Source organism: Alteribacillus persepolensis, from assembly GCF_900099605.1.
Taxonomy (GTDB): domain Bacteria; phylum Bacillota; class Bacilli; order Bacillales; family Marinococcaceae; genus Alteribacillus; species Alteribacillus persepolensis.
Map to the genome: position 1 here is coordinate 52,212 of NZ_FNDK01000016.1, position 26,313 is coordinate 78,524.

General features: G+C 43.1%; 25 protein-coding genes and 1 other annotated feature. Of the genes, 4 read left to right on the forward strand and 21 right to left on the reverse strand.

Features of this window, described 5'->3' with window-relative positions:
• Positions 1-2: 2 nt before the first annotated feature.
• From BLT18_RS12390 to BLT18_RS12410, 5 genes are all read right to left on the reverse strand, one after another.
• Positions 3-869, reverse strand: coding sequence for a M50 family metallopeptidase (locus BLT18_RS12390; RefSeq protein WP_091274521.1), 867 nt, complete (start codon positions 867-869; stop codon positions 3-5).
• Positions 862-1,653, reverse strand: a complete 792-nt coding sequence (locus tag BLT18_RS12395) for a peptidoglycan DD-metalloendopeptidase family protein (RefSeq protein ID WP_091274524.1) — start codon at positions 1,651-1,653, stop codon at positions 862-864. The genes BLT18_RS12390 and BLT18_RS12395 overlap by 8 nt, the downstream gene beginning before the upstream one ends.
• A 313-nt stretch (positions 1,654-1,966) precedes the next feature.
• Positions 1,967-2,383, reverse strand: a complete 417-nt coding sequence (arsC, locus tag BLT18_RS12400; RefSeq protein ID WP_091274527.1) for an arsenate reductase (thioredoxin) — start codon at positions 2,381-2,383, stop codon at positions 1,967-1,969.
• Between the two features lie 16 nt (positions 2,384-2,399).
• Entirely contained in the window at positions 2,400-3,731 is a 1,332-nt protein-coding gene (locus tag BLT18_RS12405; RefSeq protein WP_091274530.1) for an arsenic transporter, read from the reverse strand.
• A 44-nt stretch (positions 3,732-3,775) separates the two neighbouring features.
• Positions 3,776-4,138: an ArsR/SmtB family transcription factor gene (locus BLT18_RS12410; protein ID WP_091274534.1), complete on the reverse strand. Its 363-nt coding sequence runs from the start codon at positions 4,136-4,138 to the stop codon at positions 3,776-3,778.
• A gap of 122 nt (positions 4,139-4,260) precedes the next feature.
• Between BLT18_RS12410 and arsD the strand changes: the two genes are divergently transcribed.
• On the forward strand, positions 4,261-4,617 hold the full coding sequence (gene arsD / locus BLT18_RS12415; RefSeq protein WP_091274537.1) for an arsenite efflux transporter metallochaperone ArsD: 357 nt from the start codon (positions 4,261-4,263) through the stop codon (positions 4,615-4,617).
• Positions 4,618-4,632: 15 nt separating this feature from the next.
• On the forward strand, positions 4,633-6,393 hold the full coding sequence (arsA, locus tag BLT18_RS12420) for an arsenical pump-driving ATPase (protein WP_091274540.1): 1,761 nt from the start codon (positions 4,633-4,635) through the stop codon (positions 6,391-6,393).
• Positions 6,394-6,622: 229 nt separating this feature from the next.
• Here arsA and BLT18_RS18260 read toward each other — a convergent pair whose 3' ends face one another.
• The 14 genes from BLT18_RS18260 to BLT18_RS12490 all read right to left on the reverse strand — a co-directional run bounded on the left by BLT18_RS18260 (position 6,623) and on the right by BLT18_RS12490 (position 22,480).
• Positions 6,623-6,793, reverse strand: a complete 171-nt coding sequence (locus BLT18_RS18260) for a hypothetical protein (RefSeq protein WP_175487497.1) — start codon at positions 6,791-6,793, stop codon at positions 6,623-6,625.
• Positions 6,794-7,357: 564 nt separating this feature from the next.
• Complete coding sequence (gene minD, locus BLT18_RS12425; RefSeq protein WP_091274543.1) at positions 7,358-8,149, reverse strand: septum site-determining protein MinD; 792 nt, start codon at positions 8,147-8,149, stop codon at positions 7,358-7,360.
• 47 nt (positions 8,150-8,196) lie between these two features.
• Positions 8,197-8,910, reverse strand: coding sequence for a septum site-determining protein MinC (gene minC / locus BLT18_RS12430; RefSeq protein WP_217635746.1), 714 nt, complete (start codon positions 8,908-8,910; stop codon positions 8,197-8,199).
• Positions 8,911-9,019: 109 nt separating this feature from the next.
• Entirely contained in the window at positions 9,020-9,544 is a 525-nt protein-coding gene (gene mreD, locus BLT18_RS12435) for a rod shape-determining protein MreD (RefSeq protein WP_091274552.1), read from the reverse strand.
• On the reverse strand, positions 9,541-10,455 hold the full coding sequence (gene mreC, locus BLT18_RS12440; protein WP_091274555.1) for a rod shape-determining protein MreC: 915 nt from the start codon (positions 10,453-10,455) through the stop codon (positions 9,541-9,543). Before mreC ends, mreD begins: the two co-directional genes overlap by 4 nt.
• A 14-nt stretch (positions 10,456-10,469) precedes the next feature.
• Positions 10,470-11,513, reverse strand: coding sequence for a rod shape-determining protein (locus BLT18_RS12445; protein ID WP_091274558.1), 1,044 nt, complete (start codon positions 11,511-11,513; stop codon positions 10,470-10,472).
• 498 nt (positions 11,514-12,011) lie between these two features.
• The gene (gene radC / locus BLT18_RS12455; protein ID WP_091274608.1) at positions 12,012-12,683 is read right to left on the reverse strand and encodes a RadC family protein; all 672 of its coding nucleotides are present in this window, start codon (positions 12,681-12,683) and stop codon (positions 12,012-12,014) included.
• 51 nt (positions 12,684-12,734) lie between these two features.
• A complete protein-coding gene (locus tag BLT18_RS12460) occupies positions 12,735-13,307 on the reverse strand; it encodes a Maf family protein (protein ID WP_091274561.1) in 573 nt (190 codons plus the stop codon).
• 131 nt (positions 13,308-13,438) lie between these two features.
• Positions 13,439-14,455, reverse strand: coding sequence for a hypothetical protein (locus BLT18_RS12465; protein ID WP_091274565.1), 1,017 nt, complete (start codon positions 14,453-14,455; stop codon positions 13,439-13,441).
• 111 nt (positions 14,456-14,566) lie between these two features.
• Positions 14,567-15,328 carry a prepilin peptidase gene (locus tag BLT18_RS12470; protein ID WP_091274568.1) on the reverse strand — a complete coding sequence of 254 codons (762 nt, stop codon included), beginning with the start codon at positions 15,326-15,328 and terminating at the stop codon, positions 14,567-14,569.
• Between the two features lie 168 nt (positions 15,329-15,496).
• Positions 15,497-16,528: a cytochrome d ubiquinol oxidase subunit II gene (locus tag BLT18_RS12475; RefSeq protein WP_091274571.1), complete on the reverse strand. Its 1,032-nt coding sequence runs from the start codon at positions 16,526-16,528 to the stop codon at positions 15,497-15,499.
• Between the two features lie 33 nt (positions 16,529-16,561).
• Positions 16,562-17,902 (reverse strand): cytochrome ubiquinol oxidase subunit I, encoded by a 1,341-nt coding sequence (locus tag BLT18_RS12480; protein WP_091274574.1) that lies wholly within the window; start codon positions 17,900-17,902, stop codon positions 16,562-16,564.
• Positions 17,903-18,292: 390 nt separating this feature from the next.
• Positions 18,293-19,588 carry a bifunctional folylpolyglutamate synthase/dihydrofolate synthase gene (locus tag BLT18_RS12485; RefSeq protein WP_091274577.1) on the reverse strand — a complete coding sequence of 432 codons (1,296 nt, stop codon included), beginning with the start codon at positions 19,586-19,588 and terminating at the stop codon, positions 18,293-18,295.
• 246 nt (positions 19,589-19,834) lie between these two features.
• A complete protein-coding gene (locus tag BLT18_RS12490) occupies positions 19,835-22,480 on the reverse strand; it encodes a valine--tRNA ligase (protein ID WP_091274579.1) in 2,646 nt (881 codons plus the stop codon).
• A 287-nt stretch (positions 22,481-22,767) separates the two neighbouring features.
• Positions 22,768-23,008 (reverse strand) — a binding site (T-box leader).
• A 152-nt stretch (positions 23,009-23,160) separates the two neighbouring features.
• On the opposite strand from BLT18_RS12490, the gene BLT18_RS12495 reads away from it, so the two are divergent.
• Positions 23,161-24,141 (forward strand): cation diffusion facilitator family transporter, encoded by a 981-nt coding sequence (locus tag BLT18_RS12495; RefSeq protein ID WP_091274581.1) that lies wholly within the window; start codon positions 23,161-23,163, stop codon positions 24,139-24,141.
• Positions 24,142-24,232: 91 nt separating this feature from the next.
• Positions 24,233-25,303 carry a hypothetical protein gene (locus BLT18_RS12500; protein WP_091274584.1) on the forward strand — a complete coding sequence of 357 codons (1,071 nt, stop codon included), beginning with the start codon at positions 24,233-24,235 and terminating at the stop codon, positions 25,301-25,303.
• A 114-nt stretch (positions 25,304-25,417) separates the two neighbouring features.
• Here the strand turns inward: BLT18_RS12500 and BLT18_RS12505 are convergent, their stop codons facing one another.
• Together BLT18_RS12505 and BLT18_RS18265 are read right to left on the reverse strand one after the other, a co-directional pair.
• Positions 25,418-25,762 (reverse strand): hypothetical protein, encoded by a 345-nt coding sequence (locus BLT18_RS12505; RefSeq protein WP_091274587.1) that lies wholly within the window; start codon positions 25,760-25,762, stop codon positions 25,418-25,420.
• A gap of 17 nt (positions 25,763-25,779) precedes the next feature.
• Positions 25,780-26,313 (reverse strand): hypothetical protein (locus tag BLT18_RS18265; protein ID WP_175487499.1); only part of this gene is annotated, 534 nt, incomplete at its 5' end.

Consider the following 26,313-nt stretch of genomic DNA (forward strand, 5'->3'; position numbering starts at 1 on the left):
TGCTATCCTTTTATAGAAGGGTTCTTATCCTCTTCGATAAACAAATCCCGCAGTTTTCGAAATCCCGTTTTGTTTTTTGTAATTGCTTCAAGGATATAAGATTCTGACAGTGTTTGTCCATTCTCTGTAATGTAAAAACGAGATGCCTGATTTTTTCGTATCATTTTGGCCGCATCAATCGGCCTAAGATGCCACGATATTTCTTGTGCGACCTGCGATGTATGTGTATTTGTGTTTGCACGCTCTAACAGAAACCGGAAAAATCCATACGGCCGCTGCTTCCATTCCGTATAATGCACCACAATAAAAAAAACGAGCAGTATCCATGCTTGTATATGCAAAGGAAAAAACCAAAAAAAGATGGCTGCACCAATGAGTAAAATACATAGTGAAATCATCCATCCCCTCTTTTGCGCCTGGTAGTAGGGATATCGAAAAGAGAGCCAGCAAAATAACAACTTTCCGCCATCAAGCGGCCACACCGGCAGCAAGTTAAAGAGAAGAATCGTCAGGTTGTATTGCAGGAAAAGTGAATGATCTGCGGTATGCCAAAACGGTGTTTCAAGCAGAAGATATGAACAAATAATGAGCGGCAGATGAACGAACGGCCCGGCTGCTGCTACAATTGCTTCTTCGTGCACTGGCCGGTTGCCGTGTTCAGCAGTTTCCATGACACCGCCGAATGGAAGCAGTTCCAGCTTTTTGATTCTCCACTTATAAAAAAGTGCAGCTTGGGCATGACTTAATTCATGTAAAAACACAATACATACTAACAACAGCCATTCATAAAAAAAACCGGTAAAAACGGCTGCTGCTGTCATCAGCCAAAATAATGGATGGCACCGTACCAGTTTCAGTTGGTTAATCAACAGCAATCACGTCCATCGGGTCAATGTATTGATTGTTTTCTTTGATGGCAAGTGAAAAACGTCCGCCTCCTTCTTGTGTATCGACTGTCCCAAGCACGGTCCCTGCCGACACATGATCATACAATTTCACCTCTACCGTCTCCATTAACCCGTACCAAGCTTCTCCACCCTCATAGTGTTGAACCGCAACAGCGAGATCCCATTCTTCATGCGGGCCGGTATGAATGACGAGTCCGCCTTTTACTGCTTCAATCGTTTCATTTTCGCCGGTTTCTAATACAATACCTTTTCCATTTTCCGAAAAGCTTTCTGCTACGGTCGTTCCTGATACTGGTACAGCATACTGGCCGGCCGTACCATCTGGCTGCTGTGATACTGGTTGATTGAGATCACTTTCAAATGGCAAAAATGCAAGCGGACTGCCAAAACGCTCTTCATACCACGCCGTTGCAGCTGCAAATGGAAATTCTTCTTCAAACGAAGTCACGATAAACTGCCGTGCCCCTTCAAATGCCGGATGAGAAGTTTGAAACAATATACCAATTAACAAAAACAAAATAGCGGCAAATAAACTTTGCATCACCCACGTACCACTACGCTTGTCCGGCTGCTCCATCGTTTTTTCCTGGTCTTTCCACTTATAAAATTCTGGTTCGTGGTAAGGGGCGTCACTATGATGAGGATAAAACTCATAAGAAGCGGAACGGTCTCTTTCTCTTATCCACTCACGTTTTTTTCGTTTATTTTGTACTTGCCGTCGTATTTTATCTATCTTTTTGTCCACGTCTACTTCCCCCTTTTATTCCTGACACGAGAGGCTTGTTTCATCCGTCCCTTTCGAAAGTATATGATTTGTAGGGAAACAACTATGACAAAAACCGGGCGGTAATATGAAGAAAAGCACAAGCTTCTAAAACTAGAAAATTACGGCTGAACGCTTGATCTATAGACAAAAGGCATCTGCTTTCTGTCCTTTCCTATCAGCACAAAAAACAGCTGGCTTTTTACAGCCAGCTGCCTGTGACAATTTTGTACAGATGTTGTTTGGGATGGCGCTGCCGGGTACGTGCTTGCTGCTTCCATCATTGTTTACAGCGTCATTTATTTTGTACAGCAAATGTTTGTATCTTCTCTTCAATTTCATCGCGAACGCGCTGAAACACGGCCCATTTTTCTGCTTCTGTTCCTTCTGCCTGGGCAGGATCATCGAACCCCCAATGTTCGCGTGTAACATGCGGGGGTGCCGCTGGGCACACATCATTTGCATGTCCACAAAGCGTTACGACCATATCAGCTTTATTCAACAGCTCCATATCAATCTTGTCTGATGTTTGGCTGGAAATATCTACTCCTTTTTCATGCATCGCCTGTACCGCCTTTGGATTAACACCATGCGCTTCAATACCGGCGGAATACACGCTCCAACCGTCTAAATATTTTTTGCCAAATCCCTCTGCCATTTGGCTGCGGCATGAATTTCCCGTGCAGAGAAAATAAATCGTTTTATCTTTCATAATGAGTCTCTCCCTTTTATCCAATAATTAACAGCCATACGTACAGTCCAGTTAACGTAATAAATAATGTCGGAACGGTGATGACAATACCAACTTTAAAATAGTATCCCCAGCTTATATGGACACCTTTTGTTTTTAACACATGAAGCCAAAGCAATGTCGCCAAAGAACCAATTGGCGTAATTTTTGGGCCTAAATCCGAACCAATAACGTTGGCATAAATCATTGCTTCTTTCAAAGCTCCCATTGTTTCCGTGTTTGAGATAGCCAATGCATTAATCATAACGGTCGGCATGTTATTCATCACTGACGATAAAAAAGCTGCCAGAAATCCAGTTGCCATCGTAGCTGAAAACAGCCCCTGATCTGCTGCTGCTTCTAGGCCAGAAGCAAGCACATCAGTCAATCCAACGTTTCTCAGGCCGTACACGACCACATACATCCCGATCGAAAACACGACAATATCCCAAGGTGCTCCCTTCATCACTGTGGATGTTTCAACTGCCGGACTGCGTCGTGCCATGAGAATAAAAAAGACAGCTATGATGCCGGCAATGATTGATACAGGGAAGGCTTCCATGTCACCTGTAACAGGATTTTGAAACGGGATAAATTCACTGACAAAATAACCGATAAGAAGCAACACCAGCACAAACCATGATAAGCGGAACATTTTCATGTCCTGAATAGCGTCTTTCGGCTTCTTTAAATCTTCTACTTTGTACGCTTTTGGAATGTCCTTTCGAAAATATAAGTAAAGTACGACTATGCTTGCTGCAAGCGCAAATAAGTTTGGAACAATCATTCGTGATGCATATTCGACAAACCCAATTCCAAAAAAGTCTGCCGACACAATATTAACGAGGTTACTGACGATAAACGGCAAGCTCGTCGTGTCGGCGATAAAACCGCTTGCCATCACAAATGGCAGTATCATTGCTTCTTTAAACCGCAGGGCGCGCACCATAGCAAGCACAATTGGTGTCAAAATTAAAGCAGCACCATCGTTTGCAAACAAAGCTGCTACCACCGCACCGAGCAAAGCAACATAAATAAACATTCGGATACCGCTGCCATTGGCAAAGCGTGCCATATGCAAGGCGGCCCACTCAAAAAATCCAATTTCATCTAATATTAACGATATAATAATTACCGCAACAAAAGTCAGTGTTGCATTCCAAACGATATTGGTTACATCTCCAACATCGGAAAAGCTTACCACACCGGCTATAAGCGCTGCCACAGCTCCGGCTGAAGCAGACCAGCCAATGGAAAGCCCTCGCGGCTGCCAGATGACAAATACCAGTGTAATAAGAAATATCAGTACGGCAATCACAACGTCCGTCATCTTTCTCGTCTCCTTCGCAAGTTATCTCTCCACTCATTTTCTAGCTATTTTCTTTTCGGTTCACACCAGACGACTCTGCTTCCGTTTTTTTCTAAATCATCTAATTTGCTTTTTTGAGAAGGAAGCTGCTTAACCACTTGTTCTACTAATGGATACAGCTCATTTGATGTATTTAACGAATAAAACACCCATTGTCCCCTTCGCTCTTCATGCACAACCCCTGCATCACGCAGCTTGCGCAAATGCTGGCTGATGGAAGGCTGGCTCATATTAAAAATTTCTGTAAACTCGCACACACAACACTCTCCTTCGTGAAGCAGTGCAACCATTGTCAGCCTCGTTTTATCACCAAGCAGTTTCAAGATTGGTGCCGCCTTTTCAATGGAAATATCCGCTGTCGTTTTCACCTGTTTTTTCCTCCTTTCTTACGTGTTCTTGTCTTGAAAAAATAGAACGCTTGTCTTATTATAATATAAGCAAATAATTATATGTCAATCTTTAAATATAAACATAGAAAGGGTGGGAATACATGACCTTAAAAATTTTTGATCCGGCGCTTTGTTGTCCAACAGGCGTATGCGGTCCAGATGTAGATCCTGAATTGACCCGGATTGCTTCTGACCTCCACGTGTTAAAAAGTAATGGATTTGCCGTCGAACGCTACAATCTTGCACAAGAGCCAGATCCTTTTATTCAGCACAAACAGGTAGAACGCTTGATGAATGAACAAGGGACTGACGTGCTTCCTGTCACGCTGCTAGACGAAGAGGTTGTAAAATCAGGGGATTATCCTTCAAGAGAAGAGCTGAGCCATTGGCTTGATATCTCCTCTAATATATTAGAAAAAGGAAGCAAGCCGTCAAAAGCAGACATTACGATACGCTAAAGGAGCTTTATATACATGCGATTTCAACGAGAACATCTTCCTCATACAAAACATTTATTCTTTACCGGAAAAGGCGGAGCCGGAAAAACATCGGCAGCAGCTGCTTCTGCGATTTCTCTTGCAGAGAGTGGGTGTCGCGTTCTTATCGTCAGTACAGACCCTGCTTCCAACTTACAAGACGTTTTTCATGTCTCTCTTTCTAACGAACAAACGCCGGTTCCCGGTATTAATGGATTATATGCGTTAAATATTGATCCTGAAGAAGCCGCCCGCGTTTACAGAGAAAATGTTGTTGGTCCGTATCGCGGGAAACTGCCGGATGCCGCTATCAAAAGCATGGAAGAACAATTATCTGGTGCTTGTACAGTCGAAATCGCCGCATTTGATGAATTCACTCGCCTCTTAGCTGCTCCTGATGTAGAAAATATGTTTGATTTTATTATTTTTGATACAGCTCCGACAGGGCATACATTGCGGCTGCTGCAACTGCCAACCGCGTGGAGTGACTTTTTAGACCAAAGTACACACGGTGCAAGCTGCCTCGGCCCGGTCAGCGGACTGCAAGAGAAAGAAAAAATGTATCAGCAAACCGTCCGTACGCTCTCCGACAGCCAGCTAACATCACTGTTTTTAATAGCCAGGCCAGAGGAATCATCACTGGCTGAGGCTGGACGGGCCAGCGCAGAACTAAAAGAACTCGGCATTTCTAATCAATTTTTACTGTTAAACGGTGTTCATCCTGGTTCCATGAGTACTGACTCTATCACAGAAATCTATATCCATCAGCAGCAAGAAGCCATTCGCCACATGCCAGAAGAATTGAAAGGTCTGCAGCAGTATCGCATCCCCTTACTGCCATACAACATCGAAGGCATGGATGGTCTGCGTCTGTTGCTAAACCAGGACACAGCAAATGCGGAAGCGAAACAAGAAGCTGTCCTGCCACCTGTACTTGATTTACCTAGCGTTGATACAGTCGTTGATGATCTCATTCAACGCGACTCCCGTTTCATCATGACAATGGGCAAAGGCGGAGTCGGCAAAACATCCATGGCTGCACTCATCGCAGTAAAGCTGGCAGAGCGGGGATTTCCAGTTCATTTAACAACCACTGATCCTGCCAATCACTTGCAGCACAGCTTGAAAGACAAAAAGCTCCCTGCTTTGTTAACTATCAGCAGTATTGACCCCGACATTGAAACAACAAAATATAAAGAAGATGTTTTGTCAAACGTACAGGATGATTTAGACCAAGATAGTCTTCTATACTTACAAGAGGACTTGGATTCCCCTTGCACGGAGGAAATTGCCATCTTCCATGCATTCGCTAAAACAGCTGCACGTGCCAAAAGCGAATTTGTCGTATTGGATACAGCACCAACTGGACATACGCTGCTGCTTCTTGACGCTGCCCAGTCGTTTCACCATGAGGTGCTTCGTTCTCAAGGGGAGCTTCCAAGCGAAGTGAAACGTTTGCTGCCGCGCCTGCGGAATCGCCAGGAGACATCTGTCTTGATTATGACACTCCCGGAAACAACCCCAGTTTTAGAGGCAGAACGATTAGAAGCCGATTTATTACGAGCGGATATCCAGCCCGCGTGGTGGGTTATTAATCACAGCTTTTTAGCTGCACGTGTAGAAGATCCCATCTTACAAGGGCGTGCACGGCAGGAAGCAAAGTGGATAGAACGCGTTCATGCAAATCATCCACACCGTACCAGTCTAATTCCGTATCAACCGATACCACGCAGAACAACCATCACATCACAACCTTAAAAAACACCCTATGTTCCTCTAGTTAGGCTTGGCGAGACAACGCATGCGGGAGAAACACGAGCTGAACATCAAACTCAACGAGCTTTTCGTTGAGTCTCGGGCAGTAAAGGGCGTATTTGTAGCAAGCGATCTTGAAGAGCCATCCAACACCAAAAAGGGCAAATGATGATATATTGCAGAGCCTAAAAAAGGACCGTGCACCAATATTCGTGCATGGTCCTTTATCACGTTAAGCGCGACTGGTTTCTTCCCGTACTCGTGCTTTTTCATAAATTAAGGTAATTTGTGTGGTGTATCGTTTTACATCATCATCATCTTTTGCGTATTTTACTTTTTCTTTGAGCTCGTCAATTCTATTTCGCTCTTCTTCCGATAAATAGTGACTGTCTGAAATCGTCAAGGATTCTCCCTCCTTTTTCAAGAACTCTAATACAGGGCTCCATTTGTCATTATGACAATTTGTTGGCATTTTAGACGTTTTTTCGTTAAAAAATACAAAGGGATAGACGAATATCGCCAGCGAGTGTACCTTGACGTGTTATACGAGGAATAAGAGGACGTTCAAAAGTAAGGATATATCTTAAATATACCATAACCGTTTCTTCCGCGTAAATTATACTGCTTCTTCGTAACATACGTTCCTTGCGTATAAACAAACCCTCATGAAAACCATTGACCTTCCCTTCTTTCTATGAATAAATATAACTAAAGGACACGGCATAAGAAAAGCTCAAGCACCCTAAAAGAAGGTAATTCGGCTAAGGTGAAGGAACTGTTGTAAGAAACTTCTACTAAGAACGCACACGTCCTGCGGCGGGCGTTGAACCGATCCAAGTCGTGCGCGCCTTGGCGGCTCGGACACTTGGGCGAGGCTAAAAAACGCTAACCTTTATACCTTTCCTATCAATGCAAAAAAGGCTGTCTAAAAGGGTAAAAACCTTTTCAAGACAGCCTCCGTTTTTTCTTATACTTTTAAGCCCAGCATACTCTTTACTTTTGCAAATAAACTTTTCTTTTGATCAATCGCCATAAGCGGGACCGACTCTCCAAGAATCCTTCTCGCAATATTACGATAGCCAAGAGACGCTTGACTATTTGGATTCATCACGATTGGTTCGCCCTTGTGCGATGCTTTCAATACTTCTTCATCGTCGACAATAATTCCCAGTAAGTCAATCGCTAACGTGGCCACCACATCATCCACATCGAGCAGATCTTCTTCCTGTGTCCGCCTTACCCTGTTCACAACAAGCCTTGGAGGGGACATGTCTTCTTGTTCCAGCAAGCCGACAATCCGATCAGCATCTCGAACGGCTGCGATATCTGGCGTGGTGACAACAATCGCTTGATCTGCCCCCGAAACAGCATTTTTGTAACCTTGTTCGATACCAGCGGGACAGTCGATAATGACATAATCGTAATCCGGCTTTAATTCACTAATAATCTGTTTCATCTGTTCTGCGTTAACCGCTGACTTATCACTCGTTTGCGCAGCTGGCAATAAATGCAGGCAGTCAAACCGCTTGTCTCGAATCAATGCCTGCTGCACGCGGCACCTGCCTTCTGCAGCATCGACAAGGTCATAAATAATCCGGTTATCAAGTCCCATCACGACATCCAGGTTACGCAGACCAATATCTGTATCTACTAAGCAAACCTTTTTCTCTTGCAAAGCAAGTGCAGTGCCTATATTAGCTGAGGTAGTAGTTTTTCCTACTCCTCCTTTTCCAGATGTTATAACAATTGCCTCTCCCACTGCAATTCCTCCTTCCAAACCTCAAGAGAGCTTCCATACCGGTCTCATTACGTGTTCAAGGAATTCTCTTTCTGTGCTGCAGTTTTCTTTAGAAATTGACCCAACAATCTTGCTTTTTCAAATGATATCTCTACATCCTCATTCGCTATGTATGCATAAACAGGTTCTTCAAATAGAGGTTTGCGGTCTTTTTTCTCGTAACGATCCGGTGCGTAAAAAATAGCATCCGATATGGAAATTTGGTGCGGCGCCATAACAGACGCACACACGACCGCATTCTTGCTGCCTTCTATTCCCGCTCTTGCTGTTCCTTTTAAAGTGCCGAGAATATAGACATTGCCGGTAGCCTCAATGATTCCCCCTGGATTTACATCACCAAGTAAAAGTACGTCCCCTTGGATGCGCAGCACTTGTCCGGACCGGACTATTTTGGCGACTGACGTTAATCCGCCTTCTTCTTTTTCACGTTCAGCCTGTTCTCTAGTAATTACTTTCGAATGAAACTCTCCGACAAGGATTGGTTCTGCTTCCTCGAGCAAGTTAATAATCTGTTCTTTTTGATGGGAACGCAAATAGCGATAACCTGCATCAACTTTCACTTCCACTTCAGGGCCGTTGCCAAACACTTGCTTATCTTTCTTCATTTTTTCTTTTAGTTCTTTTATTAACTCATCAAACGAGCATTGATCATCTAAAAGAACCGTTAGTCCATCTTTTGTCCCTTTTATAGTTACCAAATTTTTGGACGGTTCCGTACTCATCTGCTTCACCTCTAGAGCTTGAGCCATAATCATCACCTAGTTTAACTGATCTAATGTATTTCCACACAGGCGGCACTAAATCCTGCTATATGCAGCAATCTTCTACGTATTAACGCTGCTGAAGTGCTTCATATTCATCTAACTTTCGAAACAAGCGTTGAAATGGATATAACAATAGAAGTGCTGCTGCCCCATTTAAAATCCAGGACGGCACAAGCCTTATCAGGAAAAAATCTTCAAATAACATATCGGTATAACCAATCACATAATAAAGTCCATACGTCATCCACTCAAAGATAAAAATAGCGCTGAGAATAATCACCATTTGCCACAGATAACTAATACGCACAGCTGTATAAGTAAAAGCGCTTATATAAGCGACAAACCCGAGACTGAACATATAGATGCCTAATAAGTCCGTATAAACAAAGTCATACAGCACTCCTAGCGTAACACCAAACAACACACCAATACCAGGACCGCGAAAAATCGAAATCAATACCACGGCAATGAGAACAAAACGGGGAACAAGCGTATAATCACGCTCTTCCATTGCAGGAACAAAAATTTGAAACCATGTCCCCTCTAATACAAACAGTACAAAGACAACCGCTGGCAAGAGAAAACGTGTCATGAAGATCCTCCATTCTCTGTGCCTTCCCCTGCCTCATTTTCTTCTGTTTCCAGCTGTAAATCTTCATCTAAGCTGGCAATAGAACGCTCTATCACGTTTACTTGTTCAATGTTATAGAAGTCAGCTGCCGGCTCAATTAACGCATTGTATGTTAATCCAAATTCATCCGGCTCCACTTCAACTATTTCACCAATGGCCAGCCCCCGTGGAAAAACACCGCCTAATCCAGAAGTCATCACCGTTTGCCCTTCCTCAATCTCAGCTTCTGATTCAATTTTACGGAGCATCAGCCCTTCGCGTTCCTCATCCCAGCCTTCGATAAAGGCATACACTGGTTTATCATCGGTGTTGACCATTGCAGACACACGGTTCGTACGGTTGCCATCTGACAATAATTGCACCGTGGATGTAAATTCCGAAGTCGTTTGTATTTTTCCAATCAGCCCTTCTGAAGTCACCACAGCCATGTCTTGTTCCACCCCGTCTTGTTCTCCTTTATTGATACCGATTGTTTCTGTCCAGCGATCTGGAGAACGGTGGATCACTAGTGCTTGGCGCATCACGTAATCCGTTAGACTTTCATCGGCTTCAATGATGTCTTTTAACGTTTCATTTTCTTGTTTTACACTTTCAAGTTCTGCTGCCAAAGAAGCATACTCATCCAAGCGAGACTTTAACAGCTCGTTTTCTTCATAAACATGCAGATGGTCTTTTATGTCCCCAAAGAAACCCGCCACGAAATGAGCGGGCTGGCTAAAAATAGACTGTACTATGCCTGTCGTATCGCGAACAAATTTTTCGGGCCAAGTAACAGCATCTCTATCCCGCATCGAAAAGCCGATAAGCGCAACCAATACAATAATACTAACCATGAAAACGATGAGTTTCTTGTTTGAAAAAAAATGCGGCATACAAGACACCTAACCTACAAAGCATTCCGGTTGGACCGGGATGTAATTCCCGCTTTTGACCGAAACAAATGAAGGTTTTCTAATGCTCTGCCTGTTCCAAGTGCCACACAATCAAGCGGTTCTTCTGCAACGAGTACCGGCATATTGGTCTCTTCACTTAATACTTTATCAATATTGCGAAGAATAGCCCCGCCACCCGTTAAAACGATACCTCTGTCCATAATGTCAGCAGCCAGCTCCGGAGGGGTTGTCTCCAACGTCGTTTTCACCGTTTCTATAATGGTTGATACAGTATCAGCTAATGCCCCAGACACTTCTTCTGCAGTTACAGAAACCGTCTTCGGCAGGCCGGAAACAAGATCTCGCCCTCTGATTTCCATATCATCAATTCCTTCTGCGCTTCCAGCTGAGCCAATCTCCATTTTCAGCGACTCAGCTGTTCGCTCTCCAATCATTAGATTGTATGTTTTTTTAATATAGCTGATAATGGCTTCATCCATTTCATCGCCTGCCACGCGAATGGACTCGCTCGTTACAATGCCGCCAAGAGAAATAATTGCTACTTCGGTCGTACCTCCACCAATATCAACAACCATACTCCCTGTTGGTTCCCACACAGGCAGGTCTGCACCAATTGCCGCAGCAAACGGCTCTTCAATCGTATAAGCCTCGCGTGCACCAGCTTGTTTGGTCGCATCTTCAACCGCACGCTTTTCCACAGCGGTAATGCCAGATGGCACACAAACCATAACATTTGGTTTCCGTGTGAAAATGGAGCGATTTTTTTGTGCTTGGCCAATAAAATATTTCATCATTGTGGCTGTTGTATCAAAATCAGCAATAACACCGTCTTTCATTGGGCGCACAGCTACGATATTTCCCGGTGTTCTGCCGATCATGTTTTTAGCGTCGTTTCCGACAGCTTCAATCGTTCCAGCATCCGTTCTCATCGCTACAACCGAAGGCTCTCGGACGACGACACCTTTGCCTTTTACATATACCAGTGTATTAGCCGTCCCTAAATCGATTCCAAGATCTTTTGAAAAACCACCTAACATCTATGTATCTCCCTTCATCCTTCAATGGATCTTCTTTATCTCCCGTTATCTCCATTATTTCAGAGGGAAGCTCCCTCCTTATATCAGCCTGATTGAATAAAGACCTTTCATTATACGCAGAAAAAATGCCCACTATGCCATATTATACTGAAATCAGTCTGAAAAACATAGAGTTTCCCAGTTCTTTCACAAATTTCCTTTGCTTTTTCAGCAGACTGTTTTCAAGCTGAATGCCGTTAAAAACATAGCCATTGTGTACGTAACAAGCGACAGATGAAGCATTTTGCTGGAAAGCAGCAGCTGTGCGAAGAAAAGCAGACACTGCGTTCACAAACAACGGCCGTCAATAACAAGCACAAAACAACAACGGCATGTGAGACGGTTCACTCATAAGAAATAGTATAATGGTTTCAACCTTATAATTTTATAAAAGTTCTTGACATTCAGCAAGGATAAAGTAATAACGAAGCCGATGCATAGAAATATCTAGCTTTCCTTTTAGATATAGCCTTTTTCTTTTAAACTGATATATTCCCGGTCACCGATAATGACGTGGTCTAACACTTCAATTCCTAAGATACGGCCGCATTCGATCAGTCGTTTAGTCACCTCTATGTCTTCACTGCTTGGAGATGGATCGCCTGAAGGATGATTATGCAGACAAATAACCGAAGCCGCTGTTCGGCGCAGGGCTTCTTTAAACAATTCACGTGGATGGACAATGCTGGCATTCAAGCTCCCTATAAACAATGTTTGCCGGTGAATGACTTGATTTTTTGTGTTTAAGCACAGCACAACAAAATGTTCTTGTGCTAAAAAACGCATGTCTTCCATAACATAATTGGAAGCGTCTTCCGGGGTGCGGATAATGTAACGCTCTTCCTCTTGATAGGTATAAATCCGTCTGCCTAGTTCAAGCGCTGCGTTTAATTCCAATGCTTTCGCCTTTCCTATTCCATTAATCAGCTGCAGTTCTTCAGCAGTTGCTTCTTTGAGCCGTTTTAACCCATCATAATGATACAAAACACGTTGAGCAAGCTGTAATACGGAATCTGATTTCGTTCCGCTTCGCAGCAAAACCGCTATCAGCTCTTGAGTAGAAAGACGTTCGGCACCTTCTTTTATCATTTTTTCTCGTGGACGTTCACTGATGGGAATATCCTTCATCATCACCGTATCATTCAATAAAATGCCTCCTCTTTTTCACTCTACGGCCAACTGCTAAAAGGCAGGATAAATACCACACTGTTCCAGTTCCCGAGCTACACGGGCAATTGGCAGTCCAACAACGTTAAAATAATCACCGTTCAGCTTCTTGACAAATAAACGGCCTCTTCCTTGTATGCCGTATGCTCCTGCTTTATCAAACGGTTCCTCCGTTGCGATATAGGCTTCCACTAATGCTTCATCCAATGGATAAAACACCACTTCTGTTTTCACGTGAAACACTTTCTTGACATGTTTGGAAATAAGGGCTGTACCAGAGTATACTTCATGAGAGGCAGCAGAAAGTTGGCAAAGCATCTGTCTAGCTTCTTCTTTGGTTTTGGGTTTGCCTAAGATATCGGAACCACAAGCAACGACCGTATCAGCTCCGATCACAAGCTTATCAGGATGATTACAAAATACGGACTCTGCTTTACGCCGTGCCAATTCTTCTACTGTTTGTACAGGGGAAAAACCGGATGGTACCTCTTCGCTGACATAACTAGCTTGTGTTACAAATGAAAAACCAGATTCTTTCAATAATTGTTTTCTTCGCGGAGATTGAGAAGCTAAAAGAAGGGAAGGCATGAAGGGAATACCACCTTTACAATAAGATTTTATTGTCTTCATTGTACAAGGTGTATGCTCAGTTTACCAGAATGTTACAGACGGAACAAGATAGAACCTGCTTGTTTTCTTCATGCCTTCTTCTGCACTATTTACTCTTCTTCGTTACCAGTATTCACCTGGTCGTCCGTTTCATTATGGTGATAGACAGCTTCTTCATAATAGAGGGAAGATTCAATTAACAATTCATACAAAGCACTGTTGGCTTGTTCACTTTCTGTCCATTCCTCTTTAATATCTGCTATGGCCTGCCGCAACTGTCCATATATATTATCTTCTTCCCAGCTCTCTGTTTGTGCTAAATATTCATCGATACGCTGCAGCAATCCTTCGTTTGGAGCCTCCTGGCCTAACACTGCTGTCATCACATCCGTTAATACTTCTTTGCTCGCCTGCAGATTAGCATAGGTGTCTGTATTATCTTCCCGCTCCTCTGGCTCCGGAATAGTTCGTGACTTTTCATATACCTCTAGTCCTTCTTGATCATAAAACTGCTTGACTTCTTCTAATGCACCTTGCTGAAATGATACACCAGAAAACAAATAATAATAGTCGCCGTCATGTGTTAAAACCGCTGGATACCCTTTAGCATGCAGATTCTCTTGCATTTCCACACCTTTTTCTTTTTGTGTGAAAGCTCCCGCCTGTAAGACGTGAAGCGCTGTACTATCTGGAAAATCAGCGGTAATCGGTGGATCATCTTCCATATTAAACGCTGCATTGGTTGGGGAAGAACGATCCTCTGAGAATAACTGCAGCATCACCATTCCAAACAGCAATCCTAACGCAATCGCACCAGCTGTAATCGAAATAAAATAGAGCGGATACGTTCTTTGTTTTTTTCGGTGATAATAACTTTTTCTGGGAAGGTTCGCTTTTTTTCTGATTTTTTTATAAGGAATACTTGGCCGTTTTGGCATGTCTTCATTCGAATAAGACGCTGCTTGTTCTTCTTCTGCAACTCGCTTTTCTTTCCAGTCAGCCACTGGTATATCCTGTGCACGTAAAGGCTCTTCTACCCGCTCATTCTCCTTTGATGGCTCCTCTTTTTCCACTTCTATCGTCTTGCCATTCATTTTAATAGAGACCTTGGGCTTGTCTTCTTTCATAAGCAGGCTCTCCTTTCGGCATTCGTTACGATTACCCTAGCACAGCCCAATTAAAAAAGAACAAGACTTTTGTCGCCTTGTTCATAAAAAGATTGTCATATTTCTGTGTCTCTACTTTCCAGACAAATAGATATACCAATCAATCATATCGCTGCCAAAAAACAGTGCAATCATGCTGGCTATTGCAATATAAGGACCAAATGCAAACGGAACGCCTTTTTTCACTTTTCCCGCCAGCCATCCCAGCATCCCAAACAATGCCCCAAACAAGACAGACAAAAAGAAAACGAGTATAACCTCCTGCACACCAAAGAAAAGACCAAGCACACCAAACAGTTTAATATCTCCGCCTCCCATTCCGCCTTTACTGAGAACTGCTATCATAAACAGCAGCAAAAATCCAGCTGCTCCTCCTGCAAGTGCAGACCACCACGGATCAAGAGGATGTACACTTATTCGGAGCAGCAACACAGCTGCTGCAAAGCTCAGCAGCACTTTATCCGGAATAAGCATATATGCAAGGTCACTTACAATGATAATCATAAGCATTGAAATAAGCAAAAGAGAAACAGCAAAGTTCCAACTCCAGCCAAAGGCAAGCCAAGCTCCTAAAAAAAGCATTGCTGTGACTAGTTCAACCAGCGGGTAGGTGTACGAAATACGTTGGCTGCAGTGCCTGCATTTCCCTTTTAATAACAAATAAGAGAGAACAGGAAAAAGGTCTATTGCCTTTAGTGTTTTTTTACAAGAACTACAATGAGAACGCGGCCATAACATTGACTGTTTTTTCGGAAGGCGCAGCCCTGCTACGTGATAAAATGAGCCAAGGATCAATCCGCATGTAAAAACGTACAAACCCCAAACAAGTTCCATTTTCTATTTCCTTTCTATATAATTCATATATTTACAGTTAGGAAAACGGGAAAAATCGAAAAAATGGTGAAAGAGGAAGAGTAGAAGGAAGAGAAGCATCTTTATATTACCATTTTTTTACATGTTTGGAAAACTATTTGGCTCGCCTTTTCTTTTAATGACATCGTATTATTTTTCTGCACTGGTTAAATAGCGTTTATCTTTTAGAAATAACCGCCAATATCCGATAAAAACTGGAACTAAGATAGCCATTCCAATAATATATCCAATCAATAGGGATTGGTACATCGCTTCATTCGTGAATGCATCATGTACTGTTAAATCAGGATACAAAAAGTACGGCATTAACGCAGAACCATAAGCAATACTGGCGATGCCAAACTGTAATACAATCAACAGAAAACTCGCACGCGGCTGGCCTTTGCCGTTTCTGGATGACGGCCACCAAAGCGCACTATAGCCAATCGCAAACGCAAGCAAGGAAATCGTATAAATCCACCATACATCAAGAAAGTTTTCAAACATCCATGGTGCTTCCGGAATCAATGTGAAGATCACCGCGACTGCAAAAGCCAGCGTGATCGGTCCTAAAAATACCGCGTTTTTTCGGTAAACACGATAGGTTTCCATATGTCCGCCTTCTCTTGCATAATCACTTAAAAACAGTGCTGCAATAAACAACTCGGTACACAGCCCAAAGCCAATATGTGTGTAAAAAGTCGGGCTGATAAACAACTCGTTGAGTAAAATATACTGCTGCCCAGCAGCATACTCAATAAAACCGCCAATCGCCGCTGGAAGAATGCTCACGAGAATAGCTGGTATGAACAACCCGCTCATTCCAGATACAAGTGTCAACATTTCTTTATATTTCGCTGTGCTGTAAGCAAAAACCAAAAATGCACTTCGAATCGTCAGCAGTAAAAGCGCCAAACAAAAAGGAACAATCATTAATGTGCCAAGTGTAGGGGCTGCTCCTGGAAAAAAGCCGACAAACGATACAACGAGCAAAACAAAAAATACGTTCGTCACTTTCCACCCAGGAGACAGATAGTTATTAGCGATTTTTGCTGCTTCGTCATTTTGTCTGCGTTGATAATACATAGCCCAAAATCCAGTACCAAAATCAATCGAACCTAAAATCGCATACGTAAACAACATTAACCACATTAATAGTAACGCAACATACACAGGCTCCACAGATACTCTTCCTTTCTTTTCATGATAATGTAGTTAGACAGATTCAAAAGCCGATATATCCTGCGCCAGCGGATTTCGCTTAAAATAGTAATACATGACAAATCCAGTAATGACGAGAAGAACCAGATAGAGCACAACGAAAAAGAAAAAAATCATCCCTAAGTTGCCAGAATCTGTCGCAGCTTCTGCTGTTGTCTGCACCCCAAAGATGGTCCACGGCTGTCTTCCGGTACAACTAAAAATCCAGCCTGTCTCAATCCCTACCATTGCAAGCGGTCCGCCAGCCACACATAATCCAAGCAGCCATCTTGGCATAGGGCGTGAGCGTTTGCGCCACAGATAGAAAAACAACAATCCTAGTCCTGATACTCCCAAAAGGAAAAATCCGATAGCGACCATAACATTAAACAGCGTATGAACGAACAATGGCGGCCACTCCTCTTCGGGAAAATCATTTAAACCTTGAATAACTGTATCTGTGTCATAGTCTGCCAGCCAGCTGAGCATCTTAGGAATCTCAATTCCGCCAATTACTTCGTTGGCTTCAGGATTAGGAGTCCCAAAAATCGTTAAGCTGGCTTCTGACTGCGTCTCAAATAACCCCTCCGCTGCTGCCAGCTTCACAGGTATTTCTTCATATAACATTACCGTTGTGTCATGGCCTGTAAATGCTGTCCATACCGACATCACAAATGCAAACACAAGTGTTAATCCGAAACTTTTTTGATGGTACTGCTTTTCTCTTTGGGACAAATGCGGATTCATAAGCTTATACGCAGCAATCGCAAGCAGCACAAATGTTCCAGCCATATAAGCGGAGCTCACTACGTGAAAAGATGTCGCAAAAAAACTTGGAGTAAGCGCTGCTGCAAGCGGATCAACGTTTACAATATCACCATTCACTATGTCAAAACCTTGCGGGGTGTTCATCCATGCATGTGCACTCGTTATCAGTACGGCTGATGCCACCGCTCCAAATGCTACAAAAAACGTGCTCACAATTCGCATCGGCGGACTAATTCGAGAAGCCGCATACACGTATATCGCTAAAAAAAGTGATTCTAAGAAAAACGCAAAAATTTCAATTTGAAAGGGAAGGGCAATAACTTGACCAACTACTTCCATAAATCCCGGCCATAAAAGCGAAAGCATAACAGCAACAATCGTTCCAGTTGGAATCGCCACCCCAAGCAGTATCGCCAGCCCTTTTGTCCAACGCTTTGCGAGGATGGCGTAATCATCATCTTTTTTTACTGTCCTCATGATCTCAGCAAAAAAAATCATTAATGCCATCCCTACTGTTAACGTAGCAAAAATGATATGAAAAGCCATCGATGATCCAAATAACATACGTGAGAGCATCACATTATCCATAAATGACATATCCTCCATACAAAGAGTAGCATGCCGATATTATGTGTAAGGGATAATCATCTCATACGAAAAACGTATAAAATTTCCTCTTCTGGCACATTCGTATATAACGAGGTGATTATTATCGACTGGCTACCTATCCTGCAGCGTGTGAGTTCGATATGCGTTATCGTCTTTCTTCTTTTCACGTATGTGTGTATGGCTAAACAAGATAAAGAAGCAAAGAAAAAACAACAACCCCCAGGAAACAAACAATGATAAGACTTAAAACCTAAACAGCCATCCATTCATCAAGTCCACAGCGCGTCTTCCCCGCCCTATCCTTATCTCATAAAAAACGCATGAGGAATGTTATTAACATTCCTCATGCGTGGAGTATAGTGCATCCGGTTATACATCTAACTCATTCATAACATCAGATATAAAATAAAGTGAACCTGCAATCACGAGGAGATCACCGGTATCAGCAGCGGTGTTCGCGTCCTCATACGCTTGCTTCCACTCCTCGTATGCCTGTGTGCCTTTTAACGGACTGTTTTCTGCAATGGTTTCAGCATTAGCTGCCCGCATAAAAGGAAAAGACACAGCGCTTACAGATGCTACAGGCAGCTCCTCAAATGGAGACAACATTTCTTCTGGTTTTTTCTCTTTTGTCATCCCAACAATCAAGTGAAGACGCCGCGTTGGAAAGTGGTCTTGGATCGCTTCTGCCAAGCTTTCCATACTTTCTTTGTTATGAGCGCCATCAATGAGCACACTCGGCTCCCCTGCTTGATAATGGAGTCTTCCAGGCCATGCTGCCTTTTTTAATCCTGTTTTAATATGCTCTTGTTCGACTGGCAGCGCATAGTACATCATCAAATAACGAAATACCATTAAAGCAGCAGCTGCGTTTTTCATTTGATGACGGCCAAGCATGGAAATTTCTACGTTTTCTATACTATTTAGCACCGATGCAAAAGAAAACGACCACCCGTTTTCATGAATCTCTTCACCCTTTGTGTGAAAGTCTCTTGTGATTTGATATACTTTCGTACGTTTGTCGCGGGCTGTCTCTTCAATAACAGAAAAAACAGGCTGATTGGTTTCACAAGTAATCACTGGAACACCCGACTTAATAATTCCTGCTTTTTCACGCGCGACATCTTCTAACGTGTCTCCTAAAATATGCTGGTGGTCATGGCCGACATTGGTGATTACCGAAACCATTGGATGCATAGCATTCGTTGAATCCAGCCGGCCGCCAAGCCCTACTTCCCAGATAACAAGATCGGGAAAGGCTTTTGTTGCAAAGTAATGAGCAGCAGCCACCGTCAGTACTTCAAACTGCGACGGCGTACCAAAAGGAGTTTTTGCCACACTTTCTGCAATCGGTTTGACCGCCTTGATGCAATCGCGAAAATCTTCTTCTGATATCGGTTCCCCATTTACTGCAATTCTTTCACGAAATTCATAAACATATGGAGAGGTAAATGTTCCGCACACAATTCCAGCTTCTTTCATAGGCTCGCGTAAAAAGGCAACCGTAGAGCCTTTACCGTTCGTTCCGCCAACGTGAATACCTTTTAATTTGCGCTCAGGATTTCCCATCCCCTCAAGCATCATCTGTACGCGTTCTAATCCGGGCCGAATATCCATCGTTGTAAATTCTTCAAGCCATTGCCGTGCTTGTTGGTATGTATCCATTGGTAGTCCCCTTTCTGCTACATGGGATAAAGGCTGTCTAGAAGGGATGTCTCCTTGCAGACAGCCTTTTTTGTGTTGTAACTGATGCTGTTGTTCATAGAAGAATGAAATGACATATCATGGAAGCTGCTGACACACACGAGCTTCTTTGGGGACAAGCGGTGAAAGCAGCCAAAAAATAAAGTGTATGCTGCTGGTTTTCGTTAAGACAAGAAGACGCACACAAGACAGTTTTCACTGTTCATGTTACACTTGCAGCTCTTGAATTCGAGCCTTCACGGTGTCCCGCTTTTCAAGATAATCTTTTTCCTTCTGTCTTTCTTCGTCTACTACATGCTCTGGTGCTTTATTGATAAACCCTTCATTAGCAAGCTTTTTCTGCACGCGTTCCACTTCTTTGTCAAGTTTTGCTTTTTCTTTTTGAAGACGCTCGATTTCTTCTTCGATGTTAATCAAGCCAGCTAACGGCATATACAGTGTCGCACCCGTAATTACTTGTGATACTGACTTTTCTGGAGCGTCTAAATCTGTTTTTATGACAAGCTTTTCTGGATTACAAAAACGCTCTACATAGTCACGGCCACGCTCTAGTTGATCTAAGATGTTTTGATCGCCAGCTTGAATTTGCAGCTCAATTGGTTTGCTTGGTACGACATTCATTTCTGCACGCGTGTTGCGGACAGAGCGGATAACACTTTTTAGCAGTTCCATATCTTTGACTCCTTCTTGGTCCATATAAGCATCTTCAGCTTTAGGCCACGGAGCAATCGTAATAGAATCTCCTTGATGCGGCAAGTGCTGCCAAATTTCTTCTGTAATAAACGGCATAATTGGATGGAGCAGCCTCATGGTGTGCTCTAGCACGTAAGCCAGTACGGAACGTGTCATTTGTTTCGCCTGTTCATCTTCACCATACAACGGCAGCTTCGCCATTTCAATGTACCAGTCGCACACATCATCCCAAATGAAGTTATACAATAATCTGCCGACTTCACCAAATTCATAATTGTCCATTAAACGGGTTACATCCCGAACCGTCTCTTGCAGGCGCGTTAAAATCCAGCGATCAGCGATTGTTTTTTCTCCTTCTAACGTAATGTCAGCATGCGTCAAATCGCTCATATTCATCAGTGCAAAACGAGAGGCATTCCAAATTTTATTGGCAAAATTCCAGTTGGCTTCAACTTTTTCCCAATGAAAACGCAAGTCATTTCCAGGTGTTGTACCAGTAGCCAAGAAGAAACGAAGTGCATCAGCCCCATATTTTTCGATCACATCCATTGGATCCACGCCATTGCCGAGCGATTTACTCATTTTCCGCCCCTCAGCATCACGTACTAACCCATGAATCAGTACATCATTAAACGGACGTTCCCCTGTAAACTCAAGACCTTGGAATATCATGCGCGACACCCAGAAGAAAATAATGTCGTAACCAGTGACAAGTACATTGGTCGGATAAAAGCGCTGATAATCGGATGCATTCGTATCCGGCCAGCCCATGGTGGAAAACGGCCATAGTGCCGAGCTGAACCATGTGTCAAGCACATCTTCATCTTGTTCCCAGTTTTCAGCATCTCCTGGTGCTTCATGTCCAACGTGCACTTCTCCTGTTTCTTTGTGATACCAGGCCGGAATGCGGTGTCCCCACCAAAGCTGACGGGAGATACACCAGTCGCGAATATTCTCTAGCCAGTGCAAATACGTCTTTTCAAAACGATCGGGAACAAAATGAACCTTTCCTTTCTCTTGTTTTTGCAGGGCAATTGCCTGTTCTGCAAGAGGCTTCATTTTCACAAACCACTGTGTGGAAAGATACGGTTCTACCACAGCACCGCTGCGCTCTGAATGACCAACAGAATGCATATGCTCTTCAATCTTAAAGAGAATGCCTTCTTCCTGAAGATCACTTACAAGCTGTTTCCGGCATGCAAACCGGTCCAAACCTTGGTATTTTCCGGCATTTTCATTCATGGTACCGGACTCATCCATGACAAGAATCCGCTCTAAGTTATGACGATTTCCCATTTCAAAGTCATTCGGGTCATGAGCTGGCGTAATTTTTACCGCGCCAGATCCAAACTCCATGTCAACATAATCATCAGCAATAATTTCAATTTCGCGGCCGATGATTGGGAGAATCGCTTTTTTACCGATCAAATGCTGGTAACGCTCATCATCGGGATGTACTGCAACCGCTGTGTCCCCAAGCATCGTTTCTGGGCGGGTGGTAGCCACTTCAATATGCCCCGATTCGTCTTTTAACGGGTACTTCATATGATAAAAATGGCCTTGTACATCTTTATATTCCACTTCAATATCCGACAGTGCTGTCTGCGTTTCAGGGTCCCAATTAATAATGTACTCCCCGCGGTAAATCAGCCCCTTATTATAGAGAGTGACAAACACTTCACGAACAGCTTTTGACAGACCGTCGTCAAGTGTAAAGCGTTCTCTGGAATAATCTAAAGAAAGACCCAGCTTTGCCCATTGCTGCCGGATAAAATCCGCGTATTCTTCTTTCCACTCCCACGACTTTTCTAAGAACTTTTCACGGCCAAGCTCATAACGAGTTATGCCTTCTTCTTTTAGTTTGCCTTCTACCTTTGCTTGTGTAGCAATACCGGCATGATCCATTCCCGGAAGCCACAACATATCATAGCCTTGCATCCGTTTCACACGCGAAATAATATCTTGCAGCGTCGTATCCCAGGCATGTCCAAGGTGCAAGCGCCCTGTGACGTTTGGCGGCGGAATAACAATGGTATATGGATCTTTTTCGCCTTGTCCTTCCGCTTTAAAATAATCACCATCCAGCCAATACGGGTACCATTTTGACTCTGTATCTTTTGGATCATACTTTGTCGGCATCGTCGTTTCTTTGTTTTCCATCTTACACTCTCCTTTTATATAAGTAATTGTTTTATCCATTAGACAAACTCTGTTTACCGCCAAGCACTTATGGCGGATGCCATCGTTTTACTTACCCTTCCTTTCACAACACTCGATTTTCTAAAGCATAAAAAGGTTCTCCTGTAAACGTTGGAGTACATAGAAGGAACCTCCTGCGCTGAGCGTAAAGTGCTGTCTGCGGCAAGCGAGCTGCAAGGACCATTCAATCAAGACAGCTGATACCCAGGCAAACGCTATAGAACCTAAAAAAACTCCCTTCCCTTTCAATAAAGGACGAAGAGAGGTTCGCGGTACCACCTTTTTTCATGCAGCGAAAAAGAAGGCACCTCCCCCTTTACGTGCATGCACTTACTGTGATAACGGCACATCCGTCTTCCTTTACTACATGTTCAAGGAAGCTGCTCGAGGGCGACATTCCTTGCATTGAACCTGAAAAATCTCGCAGCCAAGGATTTTTCTCTCTGGACAGGCGGCAATGAAAGTACTCCTCCCTGTTTTCACTTTGGCAGTTATGTATAGTCATATTTTATACATGTGCTTCTCCCTTCGTCAAGCTGGCAAAAAAGCAGCCGACCAATGAAAATTTCATTACATCAGCATGCTATGTTTCATTTCAGCCATATTAAGAAATACATTCGACATATAGGAGTGAATCATACATGGGTATCATAGATTTTCTCAAACAAGGCAATACGTCTTCCGCTGTCTCTGCTCTTGGAAATGTTGTATTAGCCTCCATTAAAGGTTTTGCCGCTGCAGTAAGCGGAAGCAGTGCCATGTTTGCAACGGCGATGCACTCACTTGCCGATGCGACGAACCAGGGATTTGTCTTTTTTGGCAGCGCTCTTGCTGAAAAAGAGCCGACGAAACGATTTCCAACAGGGTTTGGCCGGATTGTCAATTTATTCGTCTTAGTTGCAGTCATTATTGTTTCTATTATGGCTTATGAAACGATTTTAACCGGCTGGGAAACCTTTCGAAACCCTAGTGAAACGACCAACTTTTGGTTAAATGTGCTTATTTTAGCTATTTCTGTTCTTATTGACGGAGCGGTGTTGATTAAAGCAATGAAAGAAGTGATTAAAGAATCTCGCTCTAGCGCATCCGGCTTGCAAATTATTCCTACTTCTTTTAAAAATATTGAATACGCTGCTCCGCCAACACGGCTTGTATTTTATGAAGATATCATCGCGACGCTTGGGGCATTTTTAGCGCTGGTGTTTGTCGTTCTTGCTCATTTTACGGGATATTACTTCCTTGACGGTATCGGTACACTGTTAATCGGAATATTATTAGTCATTATAGCCTTAAAGCTCGGTTATGATAACACGATTGGACTCATTGGTGTCGCGGCTCCTGATAAAATTACTGACCGAATTGCACAACTTATTTTAGACCACCCTCAAGTCCGGGATATTCAAGCGATGAGAATTCTTCAAGAAGGACGCCAATACCATGTCGAAGGATATGTAGAACTGGAAAAAGGCTTGTCGTTAGATAAGGCAGAAGATATTAAAAAGCAGCTGCGAACCGATATCCTCAATGATCCAGATATTGATGATGTGACATTGGGTGTCGTTGAAACAGACGAAGAGAAAAATTGGAAATCAACAAATAAACATGAGCCTCAACCTGAATAACAGGCAGCTCCAATAGACATTCACCTATAAACCAAGACTGCATAATGTAAATGTAGAAAGAACGGTATTCCGTTTACAGGGAGTGTTGGAGTTGGGTAAAAACAGGCATTACTTTGCTGGAGATCACACAGCGAAAGGATTTTACACACTATATGACTCTAATTTTCAGGAAGTCCGCCGCCTTGTGAAACTCGATGGTGTTTTACGTTCTGTCAAAACAAAAGCCATGACCCGATTTGCAGAAGAGCATAACAAACAAGGGTATGCTGTCGAATGGATACATGCCTCTTCACACAACGACTGGCTGGATGCTGTCATTGTTCCCGAATTACAATTAGGTGTCTATGACAGCCAATGTGCAGATATCACGGCAGCAGATACTGCCGTAGAAACCGTTCATACCAATCAATACGTGAACCGTTCTTCTTTGAAAGATAAAGAACGCACTATTCACCGTTATCAACAACGTATTTCACGAGCCCTTACAGCTGCTCAGGCGTCTTTTCAAACGGGCTTATTTGTTCATGATGACTTAGAGGACATTTATATCCGTCATCTTGATTTTGCAAAAGCCAATCAGCTCGCTAAAGATTGGCAGCATTACTTGCATGCTGACGTTACAGCAACTGGACAAACGCCCATTATTAAACATCGATTTTTTGGCGCTTCCACTCCTAACGGTGTAATGGATTATATTCCTAACATAACAGAGGATGTTGGAAAACGATATTTTATAAAAGGGCGCGCTGGAACCGGCAAGTCTACATTCTTGAAAAAACTAGCGGCTGCTAGTGAAGAGCTTGGATACAACGTCGAGATGTATCACTGCGGATTTGACCCGGAAAGCATTGACATGATTGTCGTAAGAGATTTGGACTTCTGTGTATTTGACAGCACCGACCCTCATGAATATTTTCCAGAACGAAAAACGGATGAAGTGATTGATTTATATGAAAAAACCGTCATGCCTGGAACAGATGAAAAATATGAAAAACCAATTCAGAAACTGACGATAAAATATAAAAGTTATATGAAAAAGGGCGTCACTTTTTTGAAAAAAGCAAAACGAAATCAAGATGAACTCGATTCTATTTATCGAAGTGCTGCTGATGATCATGCTGCTGATTATGTGTTTCAAACCATCCGCGACAAACTAAAATAATAACGAAAAAAAGCAGCTGGACGCTAAAGCCACATATAACAACGTTCCTTTTCATGTTTTGGCACGAAGAAGCTCAAGAGAGTTACTCTCTTGAGCTTCTTCTGCCCAGCTTTATTATTTTATACCAATTTCTGCGTTAACGGCTCCCTTATTCTTTGATGAGACAGACATACCAGATCCACCTTTAAATTGAGTTGCTTCAAATACGACTTTACGTTTTACATTGGCTACATCGATTTTATAGATTTTCTCTTCTTCAAATGCTAGCGTGTCTGTTTCAATTAATTGATCATTGTAATAGATTGGCAATGCTTCTTTTGTTTCTGAGTCCTTATCATAAGCCTTTATTGTAAGCTTCCTTGGTTTTTGTTGTACGTTATTGTTTTTCATTTTGACATAGACATATCTTTTGTTATTTCTAACAGGTATGGCGCAGCGCGAGACGTTCTTTTTTGACATGTTATCCCCCCGTTATATTAATTATCTTTTTTGTTCAAAGATTGCAGTACCTCATTAATCATTTGACGATTAACCTGCTGATTTTGTGATAGTGAATTTAACGAGTTCGTAAGTTTGGAGATTAACGCATCTGTATCAACAGAACCTTGGCCGCTTTGCAGAGCTTCTAACATAACAAGTGTTGATATAGCCATCGTAATTGGTTGTGTTCCACTGTCGTACATATTGACAACATTATTATCGCCGGTGCTGAGCGTATTTCCACCTGCATCTGCATAGATCTCGTTATTATCAAAGCTTGTAGACGATTCGGAGTCCGAGTCAGACTGTGCATCTGATTCTGCATCCGCTTCCGCATCGGCCTCGGCATCCGCTTCCGCATCCGCTTCGGCATCCGCTTCGGCATCTGCTTCCGCATCGGCTTCCGCATCCGCTTCCGCATCAGCGTCAGCATCGGCTTCGGCGTCCGCTTCCGCATCCGCTTCGGCATCCGCTTCCGCATCGGCTTCGGCGTCCGCTTCCGCATCGGCATCGGCTTCGGCGTCCGCTTC